The organism is Kitasatospora sp. NPDC056076 (assembly GCF_042266305.1).
Classification (GTDB): domain Bacteria; phylum Actinomycetota; class Actinomycetes; order Streptomycetales; family Streptomycetaceae; genus Kitasatospora.
In genome coordinates, this window is sequence record NZ_JBHJWG010000039.1 from 62,326 (window position 1) to 84,971 (window position 22,646).

Consider the following 22,646-nt stretch of genomic DNA (forward strand, 5'->3'; position numbering starts at 1 on the left):
CGCATGAGCGAGACCACGATCCGGCCCGCCCGGCCCGCCGACGCCGACCGGCTCACCGCGCTGATCCAGGCCTCCGCCGCCTACCGCGGTGCGTATTTCGCGATGATCGACGGCTATGCCGTGCGGCCCGACTACATCGAGCGCCACGAGGTGCGGATGGCCGTGGACCGTACCGACGACCGGCTGCTCGGCTTCTACGGGCTGATCCACGAACCGGCCGAACTGGACCTGATGTTCGTCGCCGACGACGCCCAAGGACTGGGCATCGGACGGGTGTTGATCGCCGACATGCTCGACCGCGCCCGGGCCGCCGGGATCGCGGCGGTCAAGGTCGTCTCGCACCCGCCCGCCGAGGGCTTCTACCTCCAGGTGGGCGCCGTGCGCACCGGCACCCGCCCGCCGCAGCCCAAGACCCCCTGGTCGCAGCCCGAACTGCGCTTCACGGTAAAGGGGTTCACCGGCTAGGGATTCGCCGGCGGGTCGACGGTCACTGCCGCCGACGCCACTGCCGCCGACGCCACCGGCGTCGGCGTCGGCTGCGCGGGGACGAAGGCCGCCGCCTGGAGCCGGGACAGTATCTTCTCCGCCAGCCAACTGCGGTCCGACCCGTACGGAATGCCCTGCGGGTCGACCAACTGCGCCGCCACCGCGTCCCGCAGCCGCTGCGCCTCGGCGCCCGGCAGCCGGGAGAGCAGGCCCCGGGCGGCCAGCAGCGCGTGGTACTGCTCGAACCCCGAGCGGGGGTGCTCGATCGCCTCCAGCACGCTCGGCAGGTCCGCCAGCGAGGGATCGCCCTGCATCAGCGCGAGGGCCTGGATCCGGCGGCCCTCCGAGCCGGCCGCGAACAGGGCCCGCACCTGGTCGGCGGTCAGCGCCGAGCGCGTCGCGGTCGAGCGGACCTCCGCCACCACGCCGTCCGGCCCGGCGGGGGAGTCCGAGGACGGCGGCAACTGGGCGGCCAGCGCGGCGGGTTGCTCCGCGCTGCCACCGAGCAGGCCGAGCTGCTGCATCGCGCGCACCCGCAGGTCGTCGGCGCCCACCTTGTCGCCGTGCCGGTCGCGGTCCTGCCCGGCCAGGAAGAGGTCCAGCGCCTCGTCCGTCTCGGTCAGCACCCGGGGCAGCGCCAGCCTGGTCACCAGCCAGCCGGCCAGGAAGCCGAGCACCAGGAAGTACAGCACCAGCGCGGCCGCGAACGGCACCGCGGCGTCCTCCCCGCCCAGCACGGGCGCCAGCGCCGTACCGAGCTGGTGCAGCCGTTCACCGAGCGAGCCGAGCTGGGTCAGCCCGACACCCAGCAGCACCTTGGTCAGCCAGTCGGAGACCTGTTCCAGATTGGTGTTGGGCGCGTACGAGCCCTGCGGCTCGCCGGAGCCGCTCTTCACCCGGGGCACCCCGAACAGGAAGCCCAGCGCGCCGCCGAGCACCGTCGAGGCGCCGGCCACCACCAGGCCGCCGCCGAGCGCCTGCCAGGCCTGGGCCCGGCCGAGCGCGAACAGCAGCAGTCCGAGCAGGCCCGTGCCGGTCAGCACCCCGGCGGCCGTCCACTGCGCCGTCCGCAGCGCCGACCCGCCGGCCCGTCGCCGTACCCTCGCCATCGCCCACCCCCTGTGTCCGCGCCGCTGCGCCCCGTCGCCACCGCGGGGCCGCGCCGACTCTAGCGCTGCGGCCCCAGCACGGGAACGACCCGGGGGTGCCGCGGCTACGACGGGCGGCCGGAAACGCAGACGACCCGCAGGCTGCTCCTCGACGCAGGCCCGTGCACTGGCCTGACGCCGAGGCACCGGGGATGTACCGGTGAGCCTGCGGGTCGGGTGACTGCTGTGGATTTCGCCTGCCGGAGGCCAGGGGCCTCATCCTGCGCAGGCAGGGGCGGCTCTAGCGAGCAGCCACCTCACACATCCTGATGGAACTCAACTCAGGATCACCTCCTTTCAGTGTGCCGCCACTGTAGGCAGCCTCCTGTCGGGAGGGCAACGGATTATTCGCGGGCGCCGCTCAGGCGCCCTTCACCTTGTCCTGGAACTTGGTGTAGTCGATCACGTTGTCGGGCGACGGGGCCTGGATGGTGACCGGCTTGTCGTAGTCGGTGAAGTCGACCTGGCCCTTGTCGGAGCCGGTGGTCTTCTCCATCCGCACCGGGTAGAACTTGCCCTCGGTGGCGATGTGGAGCAGCGACTCCTCGCCCTTGTCGTCCTTCTGTCGGAGGCTGAACGTCTTCACCCCGTTGACGGTGCCGGCGCTGCCCTTGGTGGGGGTGCTGGAGCCGTCGTCGAGCATCTGGTTGCTCGCGTCGGTGAGCTTGCAGAAGTCGGTCAGGTCCTTCATCTTCGGGTCGTCCTGGAAGCCGGTCAGGTAGCGGCCCTTGAACACCTCGGCGACCGCGTCGCCCTTCGGCCCGCCGAAGGTCTTCCAGAACTGGGCGTCCGGCTTGAGGAAGTACTGCTTGCCGTCGCTGAGGAGCTCGAAGGAGCCCATCCCGGGCAGCGCCATGCTGCCCTGGCACGCGCCCTTCGAGTCCATGACCATGTTGATGGTCATCTCGCCCTCGTCGCTCGCCATCTTGCCGCTGATCCTGAGCGACGTGGCGCCGGCCAGCGCGTCCTTGGCCTTCTTCTCGATCTCCTGGGCGGTCAGCTTGTCCGTGTCGAGCTTCGCCACGGTCGGAGTCGGAGTCGGCGTGGCGGTCGGAGTCGCGGCCGCCACGGCGGTGGTGGTCGCGGGCGCCGCGGCCTTGTCCGAGTCCTTGTTGTCGCCACAGGCGGCCGTGCCGGCTCCCAGGAGGAGGCAGATCGCGGCGGTGCTCGCCAGGCGCTTCGACAGCATGAGGTCGTTCCTTATCCAGGGAACGGTCCCGCCGCCCCCCACTTGGATGAAATTTTCCTCAGTATGGGGGAGCGGTCTGACAGCAGATCTTGAAAACGGGGTGCCGTTACCGCTTCGTGGCGGGACCGTGCCCTGGGTGTGGCGGGAAAACGAAAGGGCCCGGAGGACGAATCCTCCGGGCCCTTTCGGCTACTGAGTAGCGGGGACAGGATTTGAACCTGCGACCTCTGGGTTATGAGCCCAGCGAGCTACCGAGCTGCTCCACCCCGCGTCGGTGAACACAACAATACGGGGAAGTCGCCGAGATGGGAAATCGGTTCTGCAGGACGGCCCCAACTCACCCTGCGTCGCCGGAAAATCACCTTCCGTGTCGCTCCCCGGACCGCCCGCCGTGCCGTGCGGCCCGGGCCCTGGCCCAGAGCGCGAAGCCGACCAGGGCTGCGAAGCAGGGCACCATCAGCACCGCGTAGACCACCAGGAACCCGTCCGTCCCCAGGTCGGCGGCGGCGTTCCAGGTGCCGTGCAGCACGATCGCCAGCAGCAGTCCGGCGGGTGCGGCCAGCCGGGCCAGCCAGCGCCGCCCGGTGGTCAGGGCGACGGCCAGGCCGATCCCGGTGAGCGCGGTGAACAGCGGGTGGGCGAACGGGGAGAGCAGGGCGCGCAGGACGAAGGTCTGCACGGTGCTGTCGAAGTCGCGCAGGCTGGGCGGATCGCCCAGGCCGATGCTGTCCAGTCGGTTGCGCTGGTCGGTGGTGAAGGCCCGGCCCAGGTAGAGGGCGTTCTCGGTGAAGGCGAAGCCGCAGGCCGTCATCCCGCCGAGCACCATCCCGGCGGCCAGGGTGCGCGGCCGGGAGCGGCGGTGCGCGGCGCCCGGGGTGCCCGGGGTGCCCGGGGCCGGGCGCAGGTAGGGCAGGGGCCGCAGGTACGGGCGGAGCCGCAGCCGGCCCCGGGCGTGCGGTCCGGCCGGGCGGCGCTGGTACGGGCGGGGGCGCCGGGGCGCGGGCGCCCGGTGCAGCAGCGGCGCGCAGGGGCGGCCGGAGCGGCGGCCGTGGCAGCGCAGCCGCTGGCCGAGCGGCAGCAGCAGCACCAGCAGGGCGGTGGCCTTGGCGCTCTCCTCGATCACCGGGGTGGCGACGCCGGAGCCGAGCAGCCCGCCGAAGGCGTGGTGGTGGGCGGTCAGGTAGTCGGCGGTCCAGTTGTTGGCGAGGATCGCGATCGTGGTGGCCGCGCAGGCGCCCCAGCCGAGGCAGAACACGGTGTGCCGCAGCGGCACCCGGGCGGTCAGGTTGAGCCAGGCCAGGCCGCCCAGCACGAAGGGCAGCGGCACCATCGCCAGGCCCAGCCCCACCAGCAGTCCGACGGTGCCGGTCTGCCGCTGGACCAGGTGCAGGATCAGCACCCCGCAGCAGGCCAGGGTCAGGACGGCGGAGGTGGTGACGGAGGAGAGCGCCAGCGAGCGGACGCGACCCGTGGTCGGGCCGGCCGGGAGCCGACCGGCGACGAGGGTGGCCGGGGCGGCCGGTGCCGTGCCGCCGGGCCGGGACAGCAGCCGGTCGGCCCGGCGCCTCCGCGGCCCCGGGATGGTCCGGGTGACGCCGGTGCGCGGGACCGTACCCGGTGCGTCGGCGGCGGTGCGGGCGGTCGCCCGGGGCCCGCCGCCGGGCGGGCTGCCCATGCGGCTCAGGGTAGGCCACGGCGGCGGCCCGTCGGGAGGACTCGGGACGAACCGTTCGTCCCGGCCGCGACCGGCCGGTCAGCCCGCCGCGGCCCGTTCGAACGGCTGCCGACGGGTCAGCGGCGGCGGAACAGCAGGTCGTGCACCACGTGGCCCTTGGCGATCCCGGCCCGCTCGAACTTGGTGACCGGCCGCCAGTCCGGTCGGGGCGCGTAGCCGGGGACGCTGCCGTCCGGGTGGTCCGCGGGCTCCAGCCAGCCGGTCCCGTCACCCTCGGGGTGCAGGTTCTCCAGCTCGGGAGAGGCGGACAGCACCGTCAGCATCTGCTCCGCGTACGGCTCCCAGTCGGTCGCGCAGTGCACCAGGGCGCCCGGGGCGAGCCGGGGCAGCACCAGGTCGAGGAAGGACGGCTGGACCAGTCGGCGCTTGTGGTGCTTGGGCTTCGGCCACGGGTCGGCGAAGTAGACCCGCAGGCCGTTCAGCGAGGCGTCCGGCAGCATGTCGCGCAGCAGGATGATCGCGTCCCCGGCGGCCAGCCGGACGTTCCGCGAACCGTCCCGCTCCAGCAGGCCGAGCAGGTTGCCGTGGCCGGGGGTGTGCACGTCGGCGGCCAGGATGCCGGTCGACGGGTCGGCGGCGGCCATCGCGGCGGTGGTCTCGCCCATGCCGAAGCCGATCTCCAGGGTGACCGGCAGACCGTCGAACAGCTCAGCGAGGTCGAGCGGGGTGCCGTCGATCGGGACGCCGTACGTCTCCCAGCTCCGGTCCAGGGCGCCCGCCTGGGCGTTGGTCATCCGGCCCCGGCGCGGCTGGAAGCTGCGGATCCGCCGCTCCCGGTGCTGTTCCTCGGTGGCCTTGTGCGGGTACATCGGCGCGGGGTAGGCGGCCGGCGCCGCGGACAGCCGGGCGGACGGCGATTGCTGGGGGATCGGGGCGGTGGAAGTCACAATCAACCGAGTCTACGGGGCCGCGCGGGGCACCCGGAGGGGTGTGTGACGGGGCTCATCCGGGCCGGGGCCGCGCGCTCCGCCGGGCCGGTACGGCGGCGGGCTCAGCCGCCGGCCTCCAGGGCGGCCAGGGCCCGGCGGGCCACCTCGCGGCCGATCGGCGGCGAGGCCGTCGCCGCGGGGGAGGGGGCGTTCAGCACGTGCACCGCCCGGCGCGGGGAGCGCGGGTCCGCCGGGTCGAAGCCGGCGAAGGCGAAGTCGTCCAGCAGCGAGCCGTCCCGGGCCACCGCCTGGGCCCGCACCCCGGCCGTGGCCGGCACCAGGTCGGCGGCGGTGACGGCGGGCAGCAGCCGTCGGACGGCGGCGGTGAACGCCCGCTTGGACAACGAGCGGTGCAACTCGCCGACCTCGTACCGCCAGTGCCGCCGCAGGATCCGCCAGGTGCCGGGGAAGGCGAGGGTCTCGGCCAGGTCGCCCGGGCGGACGGTCCGCCAGTCGTACCCCTCGCGGGCCAGCGCGGGCACCGCGTTCGGGCCGACGTGGACGTCCCCGTGGATGCCCCGGGTGAGGTGCACCCCGAGGAACGGGAAGGCCGGGTCGGGCACCGGGTACACCAGGCCGCGGACCAAGTCCCGCCGGTGCTCGGCCAGTTCGTAGTACTCCCCGCGGAACGGGACGATCCGCACCCCCGGGTCGTCCCCGGCCAGCCGGGCGATCCGGTCGCTGTGCAGCCCGGCGCAGTTCACCAGCACCCCGCAGCGCAGCTCCCCGCCGGAGGTGCCGACCGTCACCCCGTCCCGGCGCCGGGCCACCGCCCGCACCGCCGTGCCGGGCCGCAGTTCGGCGCCCGCCTCCCGGGCCAGCCGGGCGTAGGCCGTGGCGACCGCCGGGAAGTCGCAGATGCCGGTGGTGCCGACGTGCAGCCCGGCCCGCCCGACCACGGCCGGCTCGTACCGGGCGATCCCGGCCCGGTCCAGCTCGGTGACCGGGATGCCGTTCGCCCGCCCGCGTTCGGCCAGCGCCGCCAGCCGGGGCAGTTCGGCGTCCTCGGTCGCCACGATCAGCTTGCCGGTGACCTCGTACGGGAGGCCGTGCTCACGGCAGAACTCGACCATCTCGGCGGCGCCGGCGACCGCGAAGCGGGCCTTGTACGAGCCGGGGCGGTAGTACACGCCGCTGTGGATCACCCCGCTGTTGCGCCCGGTCTGGTGCGCCGCGAAGCCGTTCTCCTTCTCCAGCACCGCCAGCCGCAGCCCGGGCCTGGCCCGGGTCAGGGCGTACGCCGTGGCCAGCCCGACGATCCCGCCGCCGACCACCAGGACATCGAAGTCGTCCGCCACGCTGCGCTCCTCGTCCACCGCCGGGTCGCCGTCGCCGAAGCCGGTACGGGCGGCGTGCGTCGCCCCCGCCCCGGCTTCCGCCGCAGATGCTGCCACGGCTCCGGGCGGGGGTCGAGACCGCGTGACGGGCGGGGCGGACGTCGCGCGGCGGTCGGCCCGTCAAGGCTCCGCTGCGCGGGTACGCGTCCTTCGTCCGTTCGACCCTCGTCCGGTCGTCCTTCGTCGGTCCGGCCTTCGTCCGGTCGTGGGTTCGTCCTTCGTCCGGTCGGCCCGGGGCATGCCGAGGTGGGCGGCAGTGTCCTGCCGCCCACCTCGCCCCCCGGGGCATCGGCCGGTCCCCCCGGACCGGCCGTGGTGCGGTGCGCAGAGCCCCCCGGCTCCGCGCGCCGCGCCCCCCTCTGTGCGGCCGTGGCGCCGCCGCGCAGAGCCCCCCGGCTCCGCGCGTCGCCGCCGCCCCCGTCCGGCCGCGTCGTGGTCAGACCTCCCAGGGCCAGCCGGCGTCGGTCCCCGCCTCCAGCAGGGGGATCAGCCGGAAGGCCGCGTCGCTCAGGCCGCCGAAGGTGTGCCGGTTGGCACCGCCGCTCGGGCCGTGGCCCGTGGCGTAGCCGGCCAGGTTCCAGGTGTAGACGGGCACGTGGGCCGGTACGGCGGTGAGCGGATCGCTGCCCCCGTACCCGGCGCCGGGCTGCTCGTCGGTGATGATCACCACCCGGTCGTGGCCCCGGTAGTGGTCCCGGACGGCCTGGGCGGTGTTGGTGCCGCCGAGGTTGGAGAAGCGCCCCAGCACCCGCAGCACCGCCTCCCCGCGGCCGACCTCGACCACCCGGCTGACGCTGCCGAACTCGACCAGGTCCGCCTCGGCCGCCCGCACCTTCAACGCGGTGCCGAAGATCGCCGCCGAGTCCGCCCGGTTGAGCTGGGTCTGCGCGCTGGGCCGGTCGAACATCGAGCCGGAGCGGTCGACCAGGACCAGCGTCCGGCCGGGCAGCTCGGGCACGTTGGCGAGCGAGTGGCCGAGCGCCGTCTCCAGCGCGTGCCCCCACCGCAGCGAGGGCGCGTGCCGGTACGCGGCCAGGTAGCGGAACGGGAACTGGCGCGAGCGCCGCACCTCTCCCCGGTCGGAGACCCGCCGGGCCACCTCGGCCGCGACCGCGTCCGACACCCCCGCCTGATCGAAGTTGCGCAGGTTCCGCACCAGCGCCATCGGGCCCATGGACGGGATGACCGCCTCCCAGACCGCGGCGTCCATCGGACCCTGCAGCCAGCCCGCCAACGCCTCCCAGGTCAGCCCGGCGGCGGCCAGCCGCTCCGCGCCGTCCTCCGCCGTCACGGCCGCCCGGCGCTCCCCGACGGGCAGCGCGAGCAGCTCGCGGTTGGCGGTCAGCATCTGGTCGACGGCGGGCGGGACGGCCTCCTCCGGCCGGTGCCGGCGGTCCAGCGCGTACTGGAACAGGGCGCCCTGCCAGGGCTTGGCCGGGTCCGGTGCCGGGTGGGTCAGCTCCAGGACGTCGCCGAAGCGGTAGCCCTTGCCCGCGGTGTCGTACTTGAGCAGCGCGCGGGCGTCGTACAGCCGCCGCACCGCGTCCGCGACGCCGCGCTTGAGCGGCTTGGGCAGCGCCCGGCCGTAGCGCGAGGTCCAGTACGCGAGCAGCTCACCGGGCTCGTCGGCCCGCCGCAGCACGGCGTCGACGGCCTGCCGGGAGTGCCCGTGGGCACCGGCGTCCAGCCGGGCCCGGGTGAACTCGGCGGCGCCGACCAGCGCGGCGGTGCGCAGCTGCGCGCCGTACCGCAGCCAGCGCAGCAGCCCGAGGGTCCACTCCGGGTCGCTGACGGCGAGTTCGCGCACCAGCGCGGTGTAGCGGTCGTCGCGGGCGCCGCCGCGCTCGTAGAAGGTGTCCTGCCCGACCATGTTGGCCACGGCGAGGAGGAAGAGTTCGGACTTGGCGTCCCGGGCGAACCCGACGCCGCCGTTGTGGTTGGTGGTGCGCTTCCCGGTCGTGGTCACCGGTGACTTCGGACTGGCCTTGGTCTTGCGGATGTTGAACCTGGACATGCTGCAGCCCCCCTCGGCGTGCTCGGTCGTCAGCGGGAGGGAGGCATGCTGCGGCTGGGGTGCCCGAGATCGTGCCGGTCGTCGAACGACGACCGACGTCGGCGGAGGTATATGCCTTGTGCTCTACCGGATTGAGCTAGCGGCCGCGCTCGCGCACGGCACGCCCGGGATTTGAACCCGGAACCACAAGATCCGAAGTAACCCCCGCCTGCGCACCGGGCACTCCGAAGCGCAGCTGCCTCCCGAGATCAATGGATTCGGCTGCGGTTTTTGGGTTTGCTTCAACGCACCCCGTCGAAGGGGCACTCCACAGAAGTAACCGCTGCCGGCGCACCGGGAGGTGCGGAATTCTATTCAGGTATGGGTGTCCAGAGTTCAAGGACGGCTGAGGTGACATAGCTGCTCTGCCAACTGAGCTACACCGGTGCGAAAGTACCGGTGGCGGGACTCGAACCCGCGACACGCCCATTAAGAGTGGAAGTAACCTCCGCCTGCGCACCTGGACGAGAGAGAACATATCCAGTCCCCTCCCGCAGGTGCACCCCATTTATCGCCGGGCCCGAACGCCGCGCCACTCGGACGTCACGCCGGAGCGACGATCACCGCCCGCGCCCGCTCGGTCAGCTCGCGGACCCGCCGTTCGCCCTGGAAGGGCTCCAGCCGCCGCAGCATCTCCACCACGTACTCCCGGCTGCGCTGCGAGGAGATCCGGCCGGCCACCTCGACGGCGCGCTCGCCGGCGGCGACCGCGGCGTCCAGGTTGCCCGCCTCGGCCTCGGCCATCGCCGAGACCACCAGCCGCAGGCCGTGCGAGCGGACGTAGCCCTCGGTGGGCTTGGCCAGTGCCTCGCGGGTGAACTGCCGGACCTTGGAGGGCACTCCGAGGTCGCGGAAGCACTCGGCGGCGTCGGCGGCCAGCCGGTCGTAGGCGTAGAAGTCGATCCACGCCGGATCGGGGTCCCCGGCGCGTGCTCGTTCGAGTGCGCTCTCCGCCGCGCCGAGCGCCGTCGCGCACGCTGCCGCGTTGCGAGCCTTGGCCTGGGCCCGTGCCTCCACCAGGTGGAAGAAGCTCATGGTCCGGGCGGTGGCCAGGCTGCGGTTGCGCTCCAGCGCGGCCTGGGCGAGGTCGACGGCCTCCTCGGCGAAGCCCCGGTAGCCGGCCTGGAGGCTCATCGAGGCCAGCACGTAGCCGCCGAGCGGCACGTCGGCGGCGGCCCGGGCGAGCCGCAGGGCCTGGATGTAGTACCGCTGGGCGGCCTCGTGCTGGCCGGTGTCGAAGGCCATCCACCCGGCCAGCCTGGTCAGTTCGGCGGTCGCGCCGAACAGCGCCCGGCCGACCGCGTCGCTGTACGAGGCCAGCAGCAGCGGCGCCGCCTCCACCCGCAGGCACTCCGGCACCATCGACGAACGCCAGTCCCCGCCGCCGTACTTGGAGTCCCAGCGGCGGGCCTCCTGGGCGGCCTCGCGGAGCTTGACCGCGTCCGAGTGGCCGACCCGGTACGAGGAGTTCTCGCTGGGGGAGCGCGGCACGTCGCGGGCCACCGAGCCGTCCGCCGGGTTGATCAGCCAGCGGGAGACGGGCGTGGCGTACGCGGCGACCGAGAAGGTGCCGGCCAGGCTGTCGCTCCAGCGGCCGCCGCCGGGCCCGCGGCGCAGGTCGAGGTCGACCCGGAACAGGTCGGTGGCCGAGCGCACCGCGTCGGCCACCTCGCGCGGGAAGGCCAGGCCGAGTTCGGGCGCCGGGTCGGTGTCGCCCAGGCCGATCTCCTCCAGCGGGACGGGCCGGCCGAGCTTGCCGCCGATCGCGGTGGCGATCAGGTGCGGGACGGGCCCCTGCGGGACCATGCCCTTGCTGACCCAGCGGGCGACCGAGGTCTTGTCGTACCGCAGCGTCAAACCGCGTTGCGCGCCAAGGTCGTTGACCCTTCGGGCCAGTCCGGCGTTGCTGATCTGGGCGAGGGTCAGGAGCGTGCCGAGCCGTTCGTTCGGTCCTCGTGGGCTGACGGTCATGGTGGCGGCGGCACCTCCTGCGGCCTTGTGCGCGGGGCCCGGGCGGCACCGGGCCGTAGCTGCTGTACCTAGAGTAGTCGGACGCGTTCCGACGGTTAAGAGGCCGCATTCCGGATGGCGGGATCGCGCACCCGGCGGCGCGGCGCCGGGCCGCCGCGGGGGTTGGTCCGGACCACCCGGAGCGGTTCGGCCGCGCCGTGCGCCGGAGCGTCGTGCTCCGGTCCCGTGTTCACGTGCGCCCGGCCGTGCCCCCTGGCCCGACCGGCTGCTCGGCGATTCGCTGGTGGTCGTGGGTCGGCCCGCCGTCGAGGACCCGGCGGGCCGGGGGACGCCGCCGCCTCAATCCCCGCGGGTGGCGGCGAAGTCCGGGAGGGCATGCGGATGCCCTCCCGGGCGGGGCGACGCCTTTCGGCCATCTCGCGATGCCCATGTCAAGGGCGTGCGCCCGGGCGGTCCGGGCCGGGGAGGGGGAGGCCCGGCCCGCCCGAATCCACCCCCCGACCCCGCCCCCGTCGCCGTCCTGGCCGCCTCCCCGCGCCCGGCCCCTTCGCCTTCCCGCGCCCGACACCCGCGCCGGGCCCGTCGAAACGGAAGCGGAACCGACAACACCGGCCCCGGCAGCGCCCGGTGGTGGCACGATGTCTCCAGACGGCGCGCCGGAACGCGGGCACGCCCGGACGCGCCCACGGGCCGCCCCCGGCACCCACCCGGCCGCCCGCCCGGCGCCGGACGCGCCGCGCGAGTGCAGGTCCTCGTCCGGTGGAGGCGCGATGCGGTGGCTGACGGGCTGGAGCACGGGCACGCCCCGGCCGGGCGCGCCGGTGCACGAGGCCCTCGCCACGGTCGCCCCGATCGCCGCCCGCCCCCTGTGGACCGGCCCCAACCCGCTCTGGGCCGTGGGCGACTGGCGGCCCGAGGAGATCCGCCTGGTCACCCTCCGCCCCGGCGCCCGCCCCGTCGTCACCACCGGCCCTACCACCCCCGACCCGGTCGAGGACACCCCCGCCACCACCCGGCTCGCCGTCCTCGGCCACTGCGGCGCCACCGACGCCGAACTCGCCGCCGGCCTCGCCGCCGCCCGCGGCGGCGCCGTCCGCCACCTCACCGCCTGGCCCGGCAGCTACACCGTCGTGCTGCGCACCGGCACCCGCTCCACCCTGCTGCTCACCGACCTCGCCGGCGCCCAGCCGGTCTTCCACACCCCCTGGGCCGGCGGTACCGCGTACGCCACCGCCGCCCTTCCGCTCGCCGACCTGGTCGGCGCCGCGCTGGACACCGGCCACCTCGCCGCCCGGCTCGCCTGCCCGGAGTCCCCGGAGGCGCTCGGCACCGGCACGCCGTACCTGGGCGTCCAGCGGGTGCCGCCCGGCCACGTGCTCGCCGTCCGCGGCGGCCGCCCGTACCTCGACGCCTACGACGAGCCGCCCGGCGCCGAACAGCCCCGCGACGAGGCCCCCGCCATCCGCGAACTCACCCGCGCCCTGCTGGAGTCCGTCCGCTCCCGGGTCCGTACCCCCGCCCCGGCCACCGACCCGGCCGGGCGCGCCCGGCTCGGCGTCGACCTCTCGTACGGGACGGCCTCCGCCACCGTGGCCCTGCTCGCGGCCGCCGTGCCGCTGCCGCCGGTGCCGGCCGGTGCTCCGGGTGCGTCGACGGGGCCGGCCGCGACCGGCGGCCGGAGTGCCGCCGGGGCCAGGAGCGGCGCGGTCAAGGGCTCCTGGGCCCGGGAGGCCGCCCAGGGCCCCTCCGCCCCCGAGCAGTTGGCCGCCGTCACGCTCGGCGAGACCGAAGCGCCCACCAGCCTCGCGCTCGCCCCCGACACCCCGCGGCTGCGGCACACCGTGCTCGACCCCGGCCCCGACACCCTCCCGTACGCGGTCCTGCGCACCGACCCGCAGTCCGGCCCGCTCACCGACGAGCCCGGCCCCGAACTCGTCGCCGCCGCCCGGGCCGGAGCCCGCTTCGACGCCGGCGGCACCGACCACCTCACCGGCTACGGCGCCCGCCAGGTCCTGGACGGCCACCCGGCCCGGCTCGCCGACCTGATCCGGGCCGGCCGGCCCCGCGAACTGCTGCCCCCGGTCGCGGCCCTGGCCGGTGCCGACCGGGCCGCCGCGGGGGTGCTGACCGGCGCGCTGCGCACCCCGCTCACCGTGGTCCGGGCCGCCCACCGGCTCTCCCGGGTCCGCTACGCCGAGGCACTGGACGAGGCCGCCGCCAAGCTGACCGCCCGGCACGTCCCCGACGGCGGCGGCACCGCGGGCGACCGCTCGGCCGTCGACCTCGCCTGGTGCGTCCCCGGCCCGGCCGCCCGCTGGCTCTCCGACGAGGCGCTCTCCTCGGTCGCCCTCCGACTGCGGCTGGCGGCGCGCCGACCGGCGCCCGAGGAACACCCGGGCGCGCACCGGGCCCGGCACGCCCTCTACCGCCAGGCACGCTCCTACCGCACGCTCCTGCACGCCGCCGAACGGCCCGGCCAGCGGCTGCACGCGCCCTTCCTCGACAACCAGGTGGTCCGCGCCGCCAGGCTGCTCCCCGACGACGTCCGCCTCCAGCCCGGCGCCCGGCACGCCCTCCTGCACGCCGTCCTCACCGGCGCCGGCCGCACCGACCTGCCCCCCGACTGGGGCCGCGGCCCCCGCCCCGACCGCACCGCCCCCACCCGGGCCGGCCTGCGCCTCGCCGCCGACGGCCTCGCCGAGCTCTTCGACGCCCCCCTGCTCGCCGAGGCCGGCCTCATCGACCTCCCCGCCGTCCGCGCCGGCCTCGCCCACTCCACCGACCCCGCCACCCCGCTCTCCCCGGCCGCCCTGGCCGGCCTGGCCGACCTCGTCTCCACCGAACTCTGGCTCCGCCGCCTCCGCGCCCGCCGCCACGGCGCCTGCTGGACCGGGCTCCCCCGCCCCCAACCCCCGGCCCTCACCCCCTGACCCCACAGCCGCCGGGCCGCCCCGCTCGTCCTGCCCAGCCCCCAGCCCCCGGCCCGCCCGAATCCACCCCCCGACCCCGCCCCGCCCCGCCCTGCCCCGCCCGGCGCGGCGTCGCCGGGCGGGGCGGGGGCCGGGCGGGATGATGGCGTGGTTCTGTGTCCGCGGTGAGGAGCGTGTGCGGTGGGCGGTGTGGGCCCGGGGCGGGAGGTTCCCGTGGTGCTGTCGGTGCTGGGGCGGCCGCCGACGGGCAGGCCGCCCGGGGTGCTGGCGGCCTGCGACGGGTCGGACGGTTCGCTGTGGGCCCTGGACCGGGCGATGACGGAGGCGGAGCTGTTCGGGCTTCCGCTGTACGTGCTGGCCGTGGTGAACCCGGCGCCGGCCGGCTACCCGCCGGGCATGGCGGAGCTGGTGCAGGAGAGCGTGGAGACGCTGGTCGAGAGCATGGCGGACGGGCTGCGCCGGGCGGTGGGGACGGTGCTGCGGCAGCGGGTCCGGCCGTACGAGGGGGAGCTGTCGCTGCACGTGGTGCTGGGCAACGTGATCGAGGTGCTGCTGGAGGCGTCGACCCGGCAGCACACGCTGGTGGTGGGGACCCGCGGCAACGGCGGGTTCGTCCGGCTGCTGCTGGGTTCGGTGAGCTCGGCGGCGGTGCACCACGCGGCCTGCCCGGTCCTGGTGGTCCCCGCGCCGGCCGAGGGCTGACCGTATCGTCGGGGCGCGCTCGAGCGACCCCGGGGCCTTCCGGCGCGGTGTCGGGAATGTACCGAGATGGTTCATCGTTCACCTATCTCGTACATCCGCCACGAGACGCCCCTTGGAGCCCCCCGAACATGAAGGTCGAGATCTGGTCCGACATCGCCTGCCCCTGGTGCTACATCGGCAAGCGCCGCTTCGAGCAGGCCCTGGCGGACTTCCCGGGCAAGGAGGCCGTCGAGGTCGTCTACCGCCCGTACCAGCTGGTCCCCGACGCCCCGGCGACGGCGAGCCCGCACCGCGCCTGGCTGGCCGAGCGCTACGGCCCGCAGTCGGTCGCGATGGACGCGCGGGTGGCCGAGCTGGGCCTGGCCGAGGGCATCACGTACGACTTCGACGCCGCCCTGCACGCCAACACCTTCCTGGGCCACCGCCTGCTGCACCTCGCCGAGGCCGAGTACGGCGCCGAGGTGCAGGGCCGGCTCAAGGAGGCGCTGCTCAAGGCGCACTTCACCGACGGCGTGGACGTCGGCGACCGCGCCGCGCTGGCCGACGTGGCCGTCGCAGCGGGCCTGGACCGCGCGCGGGTGACGGCCTACCTGGCGGGCGAGGAGGGCACCGCCGAGGTCCGGGCGCAGCTGGCCGAGGCCCGCGAGCTGGGCATCACCGCCGTGCCGACCTTCGTGTTCGAGGGCAAGTGGGCGGTCCAGGGCGGGCAGGACGCCGAGACCTTCCGCAAGGTGCTGGAGCAGGTCGCCGCCGAGATCGGCGAGCGCCGTCCGGTACCGGTGCAGGTCGCCCCGGCCGGTGAGGCCTGCGCGGACGGTTCCTGCGCGGTCTGACGCCCAGCAGCCGAGTGACGAGGGGCCCGGGGCCCGTTCCGGGCAACCAGCCGGAACGGCCCCGGGCCCCTTCACCGTCACCTCTCAGGGCGTCACGTGCACCGGAACCGGGCCTGTGCCCAGTCCGCGACGTTCAGCGCCGACCAGATCCCGCTCGCCGGCGTGACCACCAGCCGGATCGACTTCTGCCCGGCCAGCGGCACGTGCACCGGCACCGCGTCGTCCCCGGCGGCGAGGATCCGGGAGCGCCACAGGGTGCCGCCGTCGCCCGACTGGACGGTGAAGACCACCCCGCCGGGGCTGAGCGTGGCGTCGTCCACCCCGGCGACCGCGTCGAAGGACGTGCAGCCGCGGTTGAGGTCGATCAGCGTGGTGGCCGGCGCGTGCACGGTGATGGCGTGCCGGTGGTACTCCCCGCCGATCCAGCCGCCGTCGTGCTGCCAGAACCGGTCGCTGCCCTGCTGCCGGATGCTCGGCCCCTCGGGCGGGACCCGGTGGTGGCCGGGCTTGACCACGGGCAGCGAGTCGCCCCAGTAGTCGCTGGGCGCGGGCGGGGTGGGTGTGGGCGGGGTGGGTGTGGCGACGGTCGGTTCGGGCACCGGCGGGAGGGTCGGCGTCGGGACGACGGGGACCTCGGGCGTCGGCACCGGCGGGAGGGTCGGCACCGGGACGGCGGGCGGTTCGGGGGTGACCGCGGGCGGCTCGCTGCGCGGTGCCCGGGTGGTCGCCGGCGCCTGGCTCGCCCTGGCGCTGGGCTTGGGACCGGGGCTGGGAGCGGCGCTCGGACTGGTCGCGGGCGGTGCCGGAGCCGGGGCGGCGCTGTCGGGGGCCGGGGCGGGCGGTGCGGACGCGGGGAGCACCGGGGCCGGGGTCGCCGGGGCGGGGGCGACCGGCGCGCTGCTGGCGGGCGGGGCGGCGGCCGGGGGCGTCGGCTCGGGGGAGCCGGTCAGCGCGTACGCGGCCACGGCGGCGGCCGCGACCGCCACGGCGGCGGCGATCCCGGCCTTGGCGGCGGTGCCGAGGCCCTCGCCGGCCAGGGCACCCGCGCCGGCCCCGCTGCCGCCGGACGCGCCGGAGGCACCGGCGGCTCCGGCCGCCCCCGCGGTTCCCGCGGACGTGCCCGAGGAGCCGGCCGCCGCGGCCGCCGTGCCTGCGGCGGCCGCGCCGCCGACGGCGGCGGCTCCGCCCAGGGCGGCCGCCGCGGCGCTGAACCCGCCGACCCCGACCCAGACCAGCACGCCGCCGGGCAGCAGCGCGCGCAGGCCGGTGTTGATCTCGGCGAGTTCGAGGCAGGCCGCCGTGCAGCGGTCGCACTCCTTGAGGTGCCGTCCGACCTCGGCCGAGGCCCGCTTGCGCAGTGAGCCGCGGGCGTACGCGCCGAGCCGGTTGGCGTAGGCCTCGCAGCTGCCGGCCTGGCTGCCGGAGACGTGGGCCTGGAGGAAGGCGGCGGCCAGCCGGTCGCGGGCCCGGTGGGCCTGGACGGCGGTGGCGTTGGCGGTCTTGCCGAGCATCACGGCGACGGTCTTGGGCGATTCCTGCTCGACCTCGGTGTGCCAGAGCACCATCCGGTCGTCCTCGGGCAGTTCGGCGTAGGCCTGCATGACCATCCGCTGGTCGGCCATCGCCATCGCCCAGGCGTCGGCGCCGGGGTCGGCCAGGTCGTAGTCGACCACGGCGGCCGAGGTCTGGGCGAACACGCCGAAGTCGTCGACGAGTTGTTCGCGCCGTTCGCTGCGGGTCCAGGCGGCGGCGACGTTGCGCACGGCGGTCAGCAGGTAGGCGCGGACGGCGAACTCGGGCCCCTTGCCCGCCTTGAGCGCCTGCAGGGTGCGGGCGAAGACCTCGCCGGCGAGGTCCTCGGCGGTGAAGCTGTCCCGGCAGCAGGTGCGGGCGTAGCGGCGCACCGAGTCGGCGTGCCGGAGGTAGATCTCCTCGTACGCGCGGTCGTCGCCGGCCCGGACCCGGGCGGTCAACTCGGCGTCGGAGGGCGGGCGGTCGCCGTCGACCGGGTCGGCGGGGGCCGGGACGGTGGGCCGGGCGCCGGGCCGGGCGGTCCGCCCGTCGCCGACGAAGGCCTCGGGGGCGACGCGGCCGCGGCCGGCGGGGGCCTGGCCGGGCACCCGGCCGGGCGGCAGCGCGGCGGCGGAGGCGGACAGCGTCTCGCGGCTGGGCATCCCGGCCTGGTCGGGGACGTGTCCGGGGCTCGAACCGGGGGTCGGGCCCGAACCGGCTGCGGCGCCGGGTACTTGGGCGGCCCCGGTGCCGCCGGGGCCCGCGGCGGACCCTTCGGCCGCGCTACCGGAGTAGCCTCCGAAGTCGAGGCCGTACCCGTAGTCGTTCTGTTCCTCGGCGCTCACAACGGACCCCAGATTCCACGACAGCCCCCGTAGTGTGGCAGGGCGCGCGGGAGTGCGTAGGCGCACGGTTCCCCGGCGTACGGCGCCGACGGCGCGCGAAGGGCGCGCATCGGGACATTGGCTCCAACCACGGGCAAAGGATGGCATAGCGCAGGGACGGGCGGTAGCCGGACCGGCCGGTACCCACTCTTCCGAGGGGCCCTCGCGCCGTGTTCGCCCAGCGTGTTGCGCGGGGTCGCACGATGGCCGCACCCGGCGCGCGTGCCCTGTCCGCGCGCCGGTGTCCCGCGCAACTCCCGTCCGAGTCCTGCCCGATTCCTGTCCGGCTCCCGTCCAACTCCCGGGCCCGTCGGGTGCGTCGACCGTGCCTGGACCGACGCCCGTACCGACGCGACCGGCACCGCCCCGTGCCCCGGGGCGGTCCGAGCCGGGGTCAGCGGGCCCGCAGACCGTCCAACAGGAGCTGCAGCAGCCGGTCCGCCGGCCCCGGAGCCGACTGACCGTCGGGCTGCGGACCGGTCGCCGTGAAACCGGCCGACGGCGGCGCCGTGACCGAGGGCCGCGCCGCGTGCACCGGTACCGACGCGGTCAGCACCAGCACCACGTCCGACACCGTGACGCCCGGCCGCAGTTCGCCCGCCGCACCGGCCCGCGCCACCAGGGCGGCCAGCAGTTGCAGCAGCAGCCGCGGATCGGCGTCCGCCGCCGAGGGTTCGACCGGCGCCCCGGAGCGCGACTCCTCGCCGCGCAGGTCGAAGCGCACGGCAGCCGGCGCCTCCGGAGCCCGCTGCTCGGGCACCCGGCCCAGCTCCTCCGCGTACCGGAACGCCTCCGGCGGCAGCAGCCGCCCCGCCCCGGTGCCGACCGCCCGGGCCAGGTAGCCGGCCAGTGCCTCCCAGGCGCCGTCGCCGCCGTACAGCGACTCCCGCGCCTGCGCGGTCAGCCAGGCCACCTCCTCGGCGGCGATCCGCTGGACCAGCACCTCCTTGCTCGGGAACCGCCGGTAGACCGTGCCGACCCCGACCCCGGCCCGGCGCGCCACTTCCTCCATCGGAGCGCCGTAGCCGAACTCGCCGAACACCTCCCGGGCCGCGCGCAGCACGCTCTCCAGGTTCCGCCGCGCGTCGACCCGGAGCCGGGCCCCGGGTACCGGCGCGGTGGCCTGCGGGGGCTCCGTCCGGTACGGGACCGCCGCGTACGACATCCCGCCCGGTGGCAGGTCCACCGGGCCGCGCTGCTCCGGGACCATGCCCTGTCCGGCGTGCGGTGTGCTCGCCCGCCCCAATGCCTGCTTCTGTTCCATCATCCCAACTCTCCCCCGCAGGCGTCCGAAACCGGACCCTGTCGTCGCCCGCCCCTGCACCCCCCGGTGCAGCTCAGCTCGTCAGAAGTGACCAGATGACCCATTGCTCGTGCCGCCCGTCGCGTTCCGGTGACCACGGTCGTGCCGCCGGACCGCATCGGCGTCCGGCTCGGCGCGTCGGCACCGACCGGGGCCTCGTCCGGGAACTACCCTTCCCCGGATGACTCTCCCCCAGTCGGGATCTCGCGCCAACGCTGGAACTGGCCGTAGTGGCCGCTCCACGGTGCGTCGCCGCCGGTTGTCATGGCGGTGGCCGCTCCGGCACACAATCCGACCATAGTTCACGGCTCTTCGAAGCCGAAAGTGCGTCAGAAAGTCGCCCGGGAAGCACAACTGGCCACGCCCGTCACTTCCGTCGCAACCAGCCCCGTACGGACTGTGGACAAGACCACCCCCGACGGTCCTTCATAGGGGGGCGTGATGGGGGGACACCCCCGGCCGCGAGGCCGGGACGAATCGTCACACCGGCAGGAGGTGCACCATCAGGATCCTGATCGTCGGCGGCGGCTGCGCCGGGATGGCCACCGCACTCCACCTCCAGCGCGTCCTGTGGGAACAGCTGCGGCGCCGCGAGGTGGAGATCACCGTGGTCGAGCCCCAGGCGTACTCCACCTACCACCCGCTGCTGGCCGAGGTCGCGGCCGGTTCGATCGATCCCCGGCACGTGGTCGTCCCGCTGCGCCGGGCCCTGCCGCACTGCCGGGTGGTGACCGCCCGGATCACCCGCGTCGAACACGCCGCCCGGCGCGCCCTGGCCGACGCCGCGAGCCCCGGCGAGACCCCGGCGCCGCTCGAACTCCCTTACGACGTCCTGGTGGTGGCCCCGGGGTCGGTCTCCCGCACCGCTCCGGTGCCGGGCCTGGCCGAGCACGGGCTCGGCTTCTCCACCGTCGGCGAGGCGGTGCACCTGCGCAACCACGTGCTGGAGCAGCTCGACCTCGCCTCCGCCACCCGCGACCCGGCCCTGCAGCAGTCCGCGCTCACCTTCGTCTTCGTCGGCGCCGGCTACGCGGGCGTCGGCGCGCTGGCCGAGCTGGAGGACATGGCCCGCACCGCCGTGCGGAGCTACCACAACGTCCGCGCCGAGGACCTGCGCTGGGTCCTGGTCGAGTCCGGCGACCGGATCCTCGCCGAGGAGTCCGCCGACCTCGCCGAGCACACCCTCGGCCAGCTGCGCGAACGCGGCGTCGACGTCCGCCTGCGCACCACCCTGGAGTCCGCCGCCGACGGGGTCGCCACGCTCTCCGACGGCAGCCGCTTCGGCGCCCGCACCCTGGTCTGGACGGCGGGCGTCCGGCCTTCGCCGCTGCTGCGCGACACCGACCTGCCGCTGGACACGGCCGGCCGGGTCCGCTGCCTGGCCACCCTCCAGGCCGTCGGCCCGGACGGGCGGGCACTGCCCGGGGTCTGGGCGGCCGGCGACTGCGCCGCCGTACCCGACCCGAACGCGGACGGCGCCCCCTGCGCGCCCAACGCCCAGCACGCCTTCGCCCAGGCCGAGCTGCTCGCCCGCAACATCGCGGTCGCGCTGGCGGGTGGACCGCACGCGCCGGGCCTCGTCGAGTACCGCCCCGGGCCGGCCGCCTGTTCCACCTCGCTGGGGCTGCACCGGGCCGTCGCCCACACCCGGCGCGGCGGCCGGCTCACCGGACGGCGGGCGTGGTGGCTGCACCGGGCCCGGCACCTGCGGCGGCTGCCGAGCGCGGAGCGACGGGTCCGGGTGCTGATGGACTGGGTGCTCGGCGGGGTGTTCTCCCGCGAGGTGGTCTCGCTGGGGGCGATGGAGAACCCGCGTTCGGCCTTCGAGGGCGGTTTCGATTCCGGGCCGGAACGGCCGTCCGGTGCCGGGCCGGACGCCCCCCGATGAGCGACCCCGCCGCCAGGGGTCCGGAGCCGAACCGACGGCCACGCCGGGCGCGCGACTTCCGGAACCGGGCCTCCGCCTGACAGGATCAGCCCGAACTGGTCATTACCCCATGTGATGCTGTGCACACAAAAAGTGATGATATGCCTGGAAAACGAGGAAGCGGCCGTCGTTTGAACCTCATGCGCTGGAGCGCCCGGCTCACCGGAGTCCCCTGGCGTGCCGCCCCGTCCAACGGGGCCGGCACCGACGAGGGCACGCCCTCCACCGACGGCATCGTCGTCCCCGGCCCCCGGGACCCCACCAGCCCCGCCGCCACCGCCGAACTCCTCGACCCCCTCAAACCGCAGAACCTGCGCGAGGTGCTCAACCGCATCCCCGCCCCGGTCGCCGTCACCTACGGCCCGCTCCACCAGCTCGGCTACGCCAACCGGGCCTACCGCGAACTCTTCGGCGAACGCCCCACCGGCCTGCCCGCGGGGGAGGCCCTCCCCGAGCTCGGCACCATGGGCGTCCTGCCCCTGATGGACCAGGTCATCCGCGGCGGCCGCCCCCGGAGCGTCAAGGCGCGCTGCATCCTCGGGCTCACCGGCAACCGCTACTACAACGTCTCCTGCGTCCCGCTCGGCCCGGGCGACACCGGCGACACCCCCGCCGAGGGCCCGCCCGCCGGCGTCCTGATCTTCGCGGCCGAGGTCACCGACCAGGTGCTCGCCGCCGCCCGCCTGCGCGAAGCCGAACGCCGCCAGCGCGAGGCCGCCGTCACCCTCCAGCGCAGCCTGCTCCCGCAGAAGCTCGACCAGCCCGCCGACCTGCGGGTCGCCGCCACCTACCAGCCGGGCGGCGCCGAGGCCGCGGTCGGCGGCGACTGGTACGACGTCATCGCCATCGACGGCGGTCGCACGGCACTCGTCATCGGCGACGTCATGGGCCGGGGCCTGCGGGCCGCCGCCGTGATGGGCCAGCTCCGCACCGCCGTACGCGCCTACGCCCGCCTCGACCTCCCCCCGCACGAGGTGATGCGCCTGCTCGACGGCCTCGCCATGGAGATCGACGCCAACCAGATCGCCACCTGCACCTACGCCGTCTGGGACCCGAGCCGCCGCACCCTCTCCTACGCGTCGGCCGGCCACCTCCCCATGCTGCTGCGCTGCCCCGACGGCACCATCCTGCGCAGCGAGGAACAGAACGGTCCCCCGCTCGGCACCGGGGACGGCCTGCACGTCTCCCACACCCTGCGCCTGCTCCCCGGCACCACCGGCGTCCTCTATACGGACGGACTGGTCGAGCGCCGCGACGAGGACATCGACCAGGGCCTCGACCTGCTGGCCCGCACCCTCACCGGCGCGGTCGGCGCCCCCGAGGTGATCTGCGCCCGGCTCCTCCGGGCGATGGGCGTGACCTCGGAGCACGACGACGACGTCGCCGTCCTGGCCTTCCAGCTGCCGGCGGACGAGGGCAGGCAGGGCGCCGCGGGCGGCACCGCGGGCGGCACCGAAAATTCGCTTGCCGTGCTTGACTCGGCCACTCCAGAGGTCTAGTGTTCTTCGAGCTGCCTGTCATGGAGCACCGGACACGCATCTGCGCGGACGGCCCCGCGGCAGCCAATCCCTTGAAACACCACTTCCGGTTCGTGCCGGTCGTTTCGCTTTTTCGCGTCTCGGCTCGGTGCTTATTCGGCGTGCGCTGTTTATCGGATTGCGGCCGGATTCGCTTTTCGGAGCGGGGATCGGCTAGAGTTTGAAACGT

At 75.5% G+C, this 22,646-nt stretch carries 14 protein-coding genes, 2 tRNA genes and 1 pseudogene; 6 read left to right on the forward strand and 11 right to left on the reverse strand.

The window, feature by feature from the left end:
* The first annotated feature begins 3 nt into the window (after positions 1–3).
* The gene (locus tag ACFC1T_RS28100) at positions 4–465 is read left to right on the forward strand and encodes a GNAT family N-acetyltransferase (protein ID WP_375892913.1); all 462 of its coding nucleotides are present in this window, start codon (positions 4–6) and stop codon (positions 463–465) included.
* On the opposite strand, the gene ACFC1T_RS28105 is transcribed toward ACFC1T_RS28100, so the two are convergent.
* From ACFC1T_RS28105 to ACFC1T_RS28145, 9 genes are all read right to left on the reverse strand, one after another.
* On the reverse strand, positions 462–1,595 hold the full coding sequence (locus ACFC1T_RS28105) for a hypothetical protein (protein ID WP_375892915.1): 1,134 nt from the start codon (positions 1,593–1,595) through the stop codon (positions 462–464). The genes ACFC1T_RS28100 and ACFC1T_RS28105 overlap by 4 nt on opposite strands.
* 400 nt (positions 1,596–1,995) lie before the next feature.
* Entirely contained in the window at positions 1,996–2,823 is an 828-nt protein-coding gene (locus ACFC1T_RS28110) for a hypothetical protein (RefSeq protein WP_375892917.1), read from the reverse strand.
* 197 nt (positions 2,824–3,020) lie between these two features.
* A tRNA-Met gene (locus ACFC1T_RS28115) sits at positions 3,021–3,094 on the reverse strand.
* A gap of 87 nt (positions 3,095–3,181) precedes the next feature.
* On the reverse strand, positions 3,182–4,498 hold the full coding sequence (locus ACFC1T_RS28120; protein WP_375892919.1) for a PrsW family intramembrane metalloprotease: 1,317 nt from the start codon (positions 4,496–4,498) through the stop codon (positions 3,182–3,184).
* Between the two features lie 116 nt (positions 4,499–4,614).
* The gene (gene trmB, locus ACFC1T_RS28125) at positions 4,615–5,445 is read right to left on the reverse strand and encodes a tRNA (guanosine(46)-N7)-methyltransferase TrmB (RefSeq protein ID WP_375892920.1); all 831 of its coding nucleotides are present in this window, start codon (positions 5,443–5,445) and stop codon (positions 4,615–4,617) included.
* A 104-nt stretch (positions 5,446–5,549) separates the two neighbouring features.
* Positions 5,550–6,785, reverse strand: a complete 1,236-nt coding sequence (gene lhgO, locus ACFC1T_RS28130) for an L-2-hydroxyglutarate oxidase (protein ID WP_375892938.1) — start codon at positions 6,783–6,785, stop codon at positions 5,550–5,552.
* A 475-nt stretch (positions 6,786–7,260) separates the two neighbouring features.
* The gene (locus ACFC1T_RS28135) at positions 7,261–8,838 is read right to left on the reverse strand and encodes a TROVE domain-containing protein (protein ID WP_375892922.1); all 1,578 of its coding nucleotides are present in this window, start codon (positions 8,836–8,838) and stop codon (positions 7,261–7,263) included.
* A 433-nt stretch (positions 8,839–9,271) separates the two neighbouring features.
* Positions 9,272–9,333 (reverse strand) — tRNA-Ser (locus ACFC1T_RS28140).
* Positions 9,334–9,420: 87 nt separating this feature from the next.
* Complete coding sequence (locus ACFC1T_RS28145) at positions 9,421–10,848, reverse strand: MFS transporter (RefSeq protein ID WP_375892924.1); 1,428 nt, start codon at positions 10,846–10,848, stop codon at positions 9,421–9,423.
* Between the two features lie 770 nt (positions 10,849–11,618).
* Here ACFC1T_RS28145 and ACFC1T_RS28150 point away from each other — a divergent pair.
* From ACFC1T_RS28150 to ACFC1T_RS28160, 3 genes are all read left to right on the forward strand, one after another.
* Positions 11,619–13,778 carry an asparagine synthase-related protein gene (locus ACFC1T_RS28150; RefSeq protein WP_375892925.1) on the forward strand — a complete coding sequence of 720 codons (2,160 nt, stop codon included), beginning with the start codon at positions 11,619–11,621 and terminating at the stop codon, positions 13,776–13,778.
* 180 nt (positions 13,779–13,958) lie between these two features.
* Positions 13,959–14,480, forward strand: coding sequence for a universal stress protein (locus tag ACFC1T_RS28155; RefSeq protein ID WP_375892927.1), 522 nt, complete (start codon positions 13,959–13,961; stop codon positions 14,478–14,480).
* A 128-nt stretch (positions 14,481–14,608) separates the two neighbouring features.
* Positions 14,609–15,313, forward strand: a complete 705-nt coding sequence (locus ACFC1T_RS28160; RefSeq protein WP_375892929.1) for a DsbA family oxidoreductase — start codon at positions 14,609–14,611, stop codon at positions 15,311–15,313.
* A gap of 92 nt (positions 15,314–15,405) precedes the next feature.
* On the opposite strand, the gene ACFC1T_RS28165 is transcribed toward ACFC1T_RS28160, so the two are convergent.
* Entirely contained in the window at positions 15,406–17,670 is a 2,265-nt protein-coding gene (locus ACFC1T_RS28165; protein ID WP_375892931.1) for a sigma-70 family RNA polymerase sigma factor, read from the reverse strand.
* Positions 17,671–18,103: 433 nt separating this feature from the next.
* On the reverse strand, positions 18,104–18,976 hold the full coding sequence (locus ACFC1T_RS28170; protein WP_375892933.1) for a TetR/AcrR family transcriptional regulator: 873 nt from the start codon (positions 18,974–18,976) through the stop codon (positions 18,104–18,106).
* 574 nt (positions 18,977–19,550) lie between these two features.
* Between ACFC1T_RS28170 and ACFC1T_RS28175 the strand changes: the two genes are divergently transcribed.
* Complete coding sequence (locus ACFC1T_RS28175) at positions 19,551–20,900, forward strand: NAD(P)/FAD-dependent oxidoreductase (protein WP_375892935.1); 1,350 nt, start codon at positions 19,551–19,553, stop codon at positions 20,898–20,900.
* Positions 20,901–21,070: 170 nt separating this feature from the next.
* Positions 21,071–22,396: pseudogene (locus tag ACFC1T_RS28180) on the forward strand (SpoIIE family protein phosphatase); the annotation flags it as partial.
* Positions 22,397–22,646: the final 250 nt, after the last annotated feature.

What these genes read in the sequence shown, in the direction of transcription:
- ACFC1T_RS28105 (WP_375892915.1), bottom strand. Translation starts at nt 1,595, where the DNA reads ATGGCGAGGGTACGGCGACGGGCCGGCGGGTCGGCGCTGCGGACGGCG.
- ACFC1T_RS28160 (WP_375892929.1), top strand. Translation starts at nt 14,609, where the DNA reads ATGAAGGTCGAGATCTGGTCCGACATCGCCTGCCCCTGGTGCTACATC.
- ACFC1T_RS28135 (WP_375892922.1), bottom strand. Translation starts at nt 8,838, where the DNA reads ATGTCCAGGTTCAACATCCGCAAGACCAAGGCCAGTCCGAAGTCACCG.
- ACFC1T_RS28100 (WP_375892913.1), top strand. Translation starts at nt 4, where the DNA reads ATGAGCGAGACCACGATCCGGCCCGCCCGGCCCGCCGACGCCGACCGG.
- ACFC1T_RS28110 (WP_375892917.1), bottom strand. Translation starts at nt 2,823, where the DNA reads ATGCTGTCGAAGCGCCTGGCGAGCACCGCCGCGATCTGCCTCCTCCTG.
- ACFC1T_RS28175 (WP_375892935.1), top strand. Translation starts at nt 19,551, where the DNA reads ATGGCCACCGCACTCCACCTCCAGCGCGTCCTGTGGGAACAGCTGCGG.
- ACFC1T_RS28150 (WP_375892925.1), top strand. Translation starts at nt 11,619, where the DNA reads ATGCGGTGGCTGACGGGCTGGAGCACGGGCACGCCCCGGCCGGGCGCG.
- ACFC1T_RS28145 (WP_375892924.1), bottom strand. Translation starts at nt 10,848, where the DNA reads ATGACCGTCAGCCCACGAGGACCGAACGAACGGCTCGGCACGCTCCTG.
- ACFC1T_RS28170 (WP_375892933.1), bottom strand. Translation starts at nt 18,976, where the DNA reads ATGATGGAACAGAAGCAGGCATTGGGGCGGGCGAGCACACCGCACGCC.
- ACFC1T_RS28120 (WP_375892919.1), bottom strand. Translation starts at nt 4,498, where the DNA reads ATGGGCAGCCCGCCCGGCGGCGGGCCCCGGGCGACCGCCCGCACCGCC.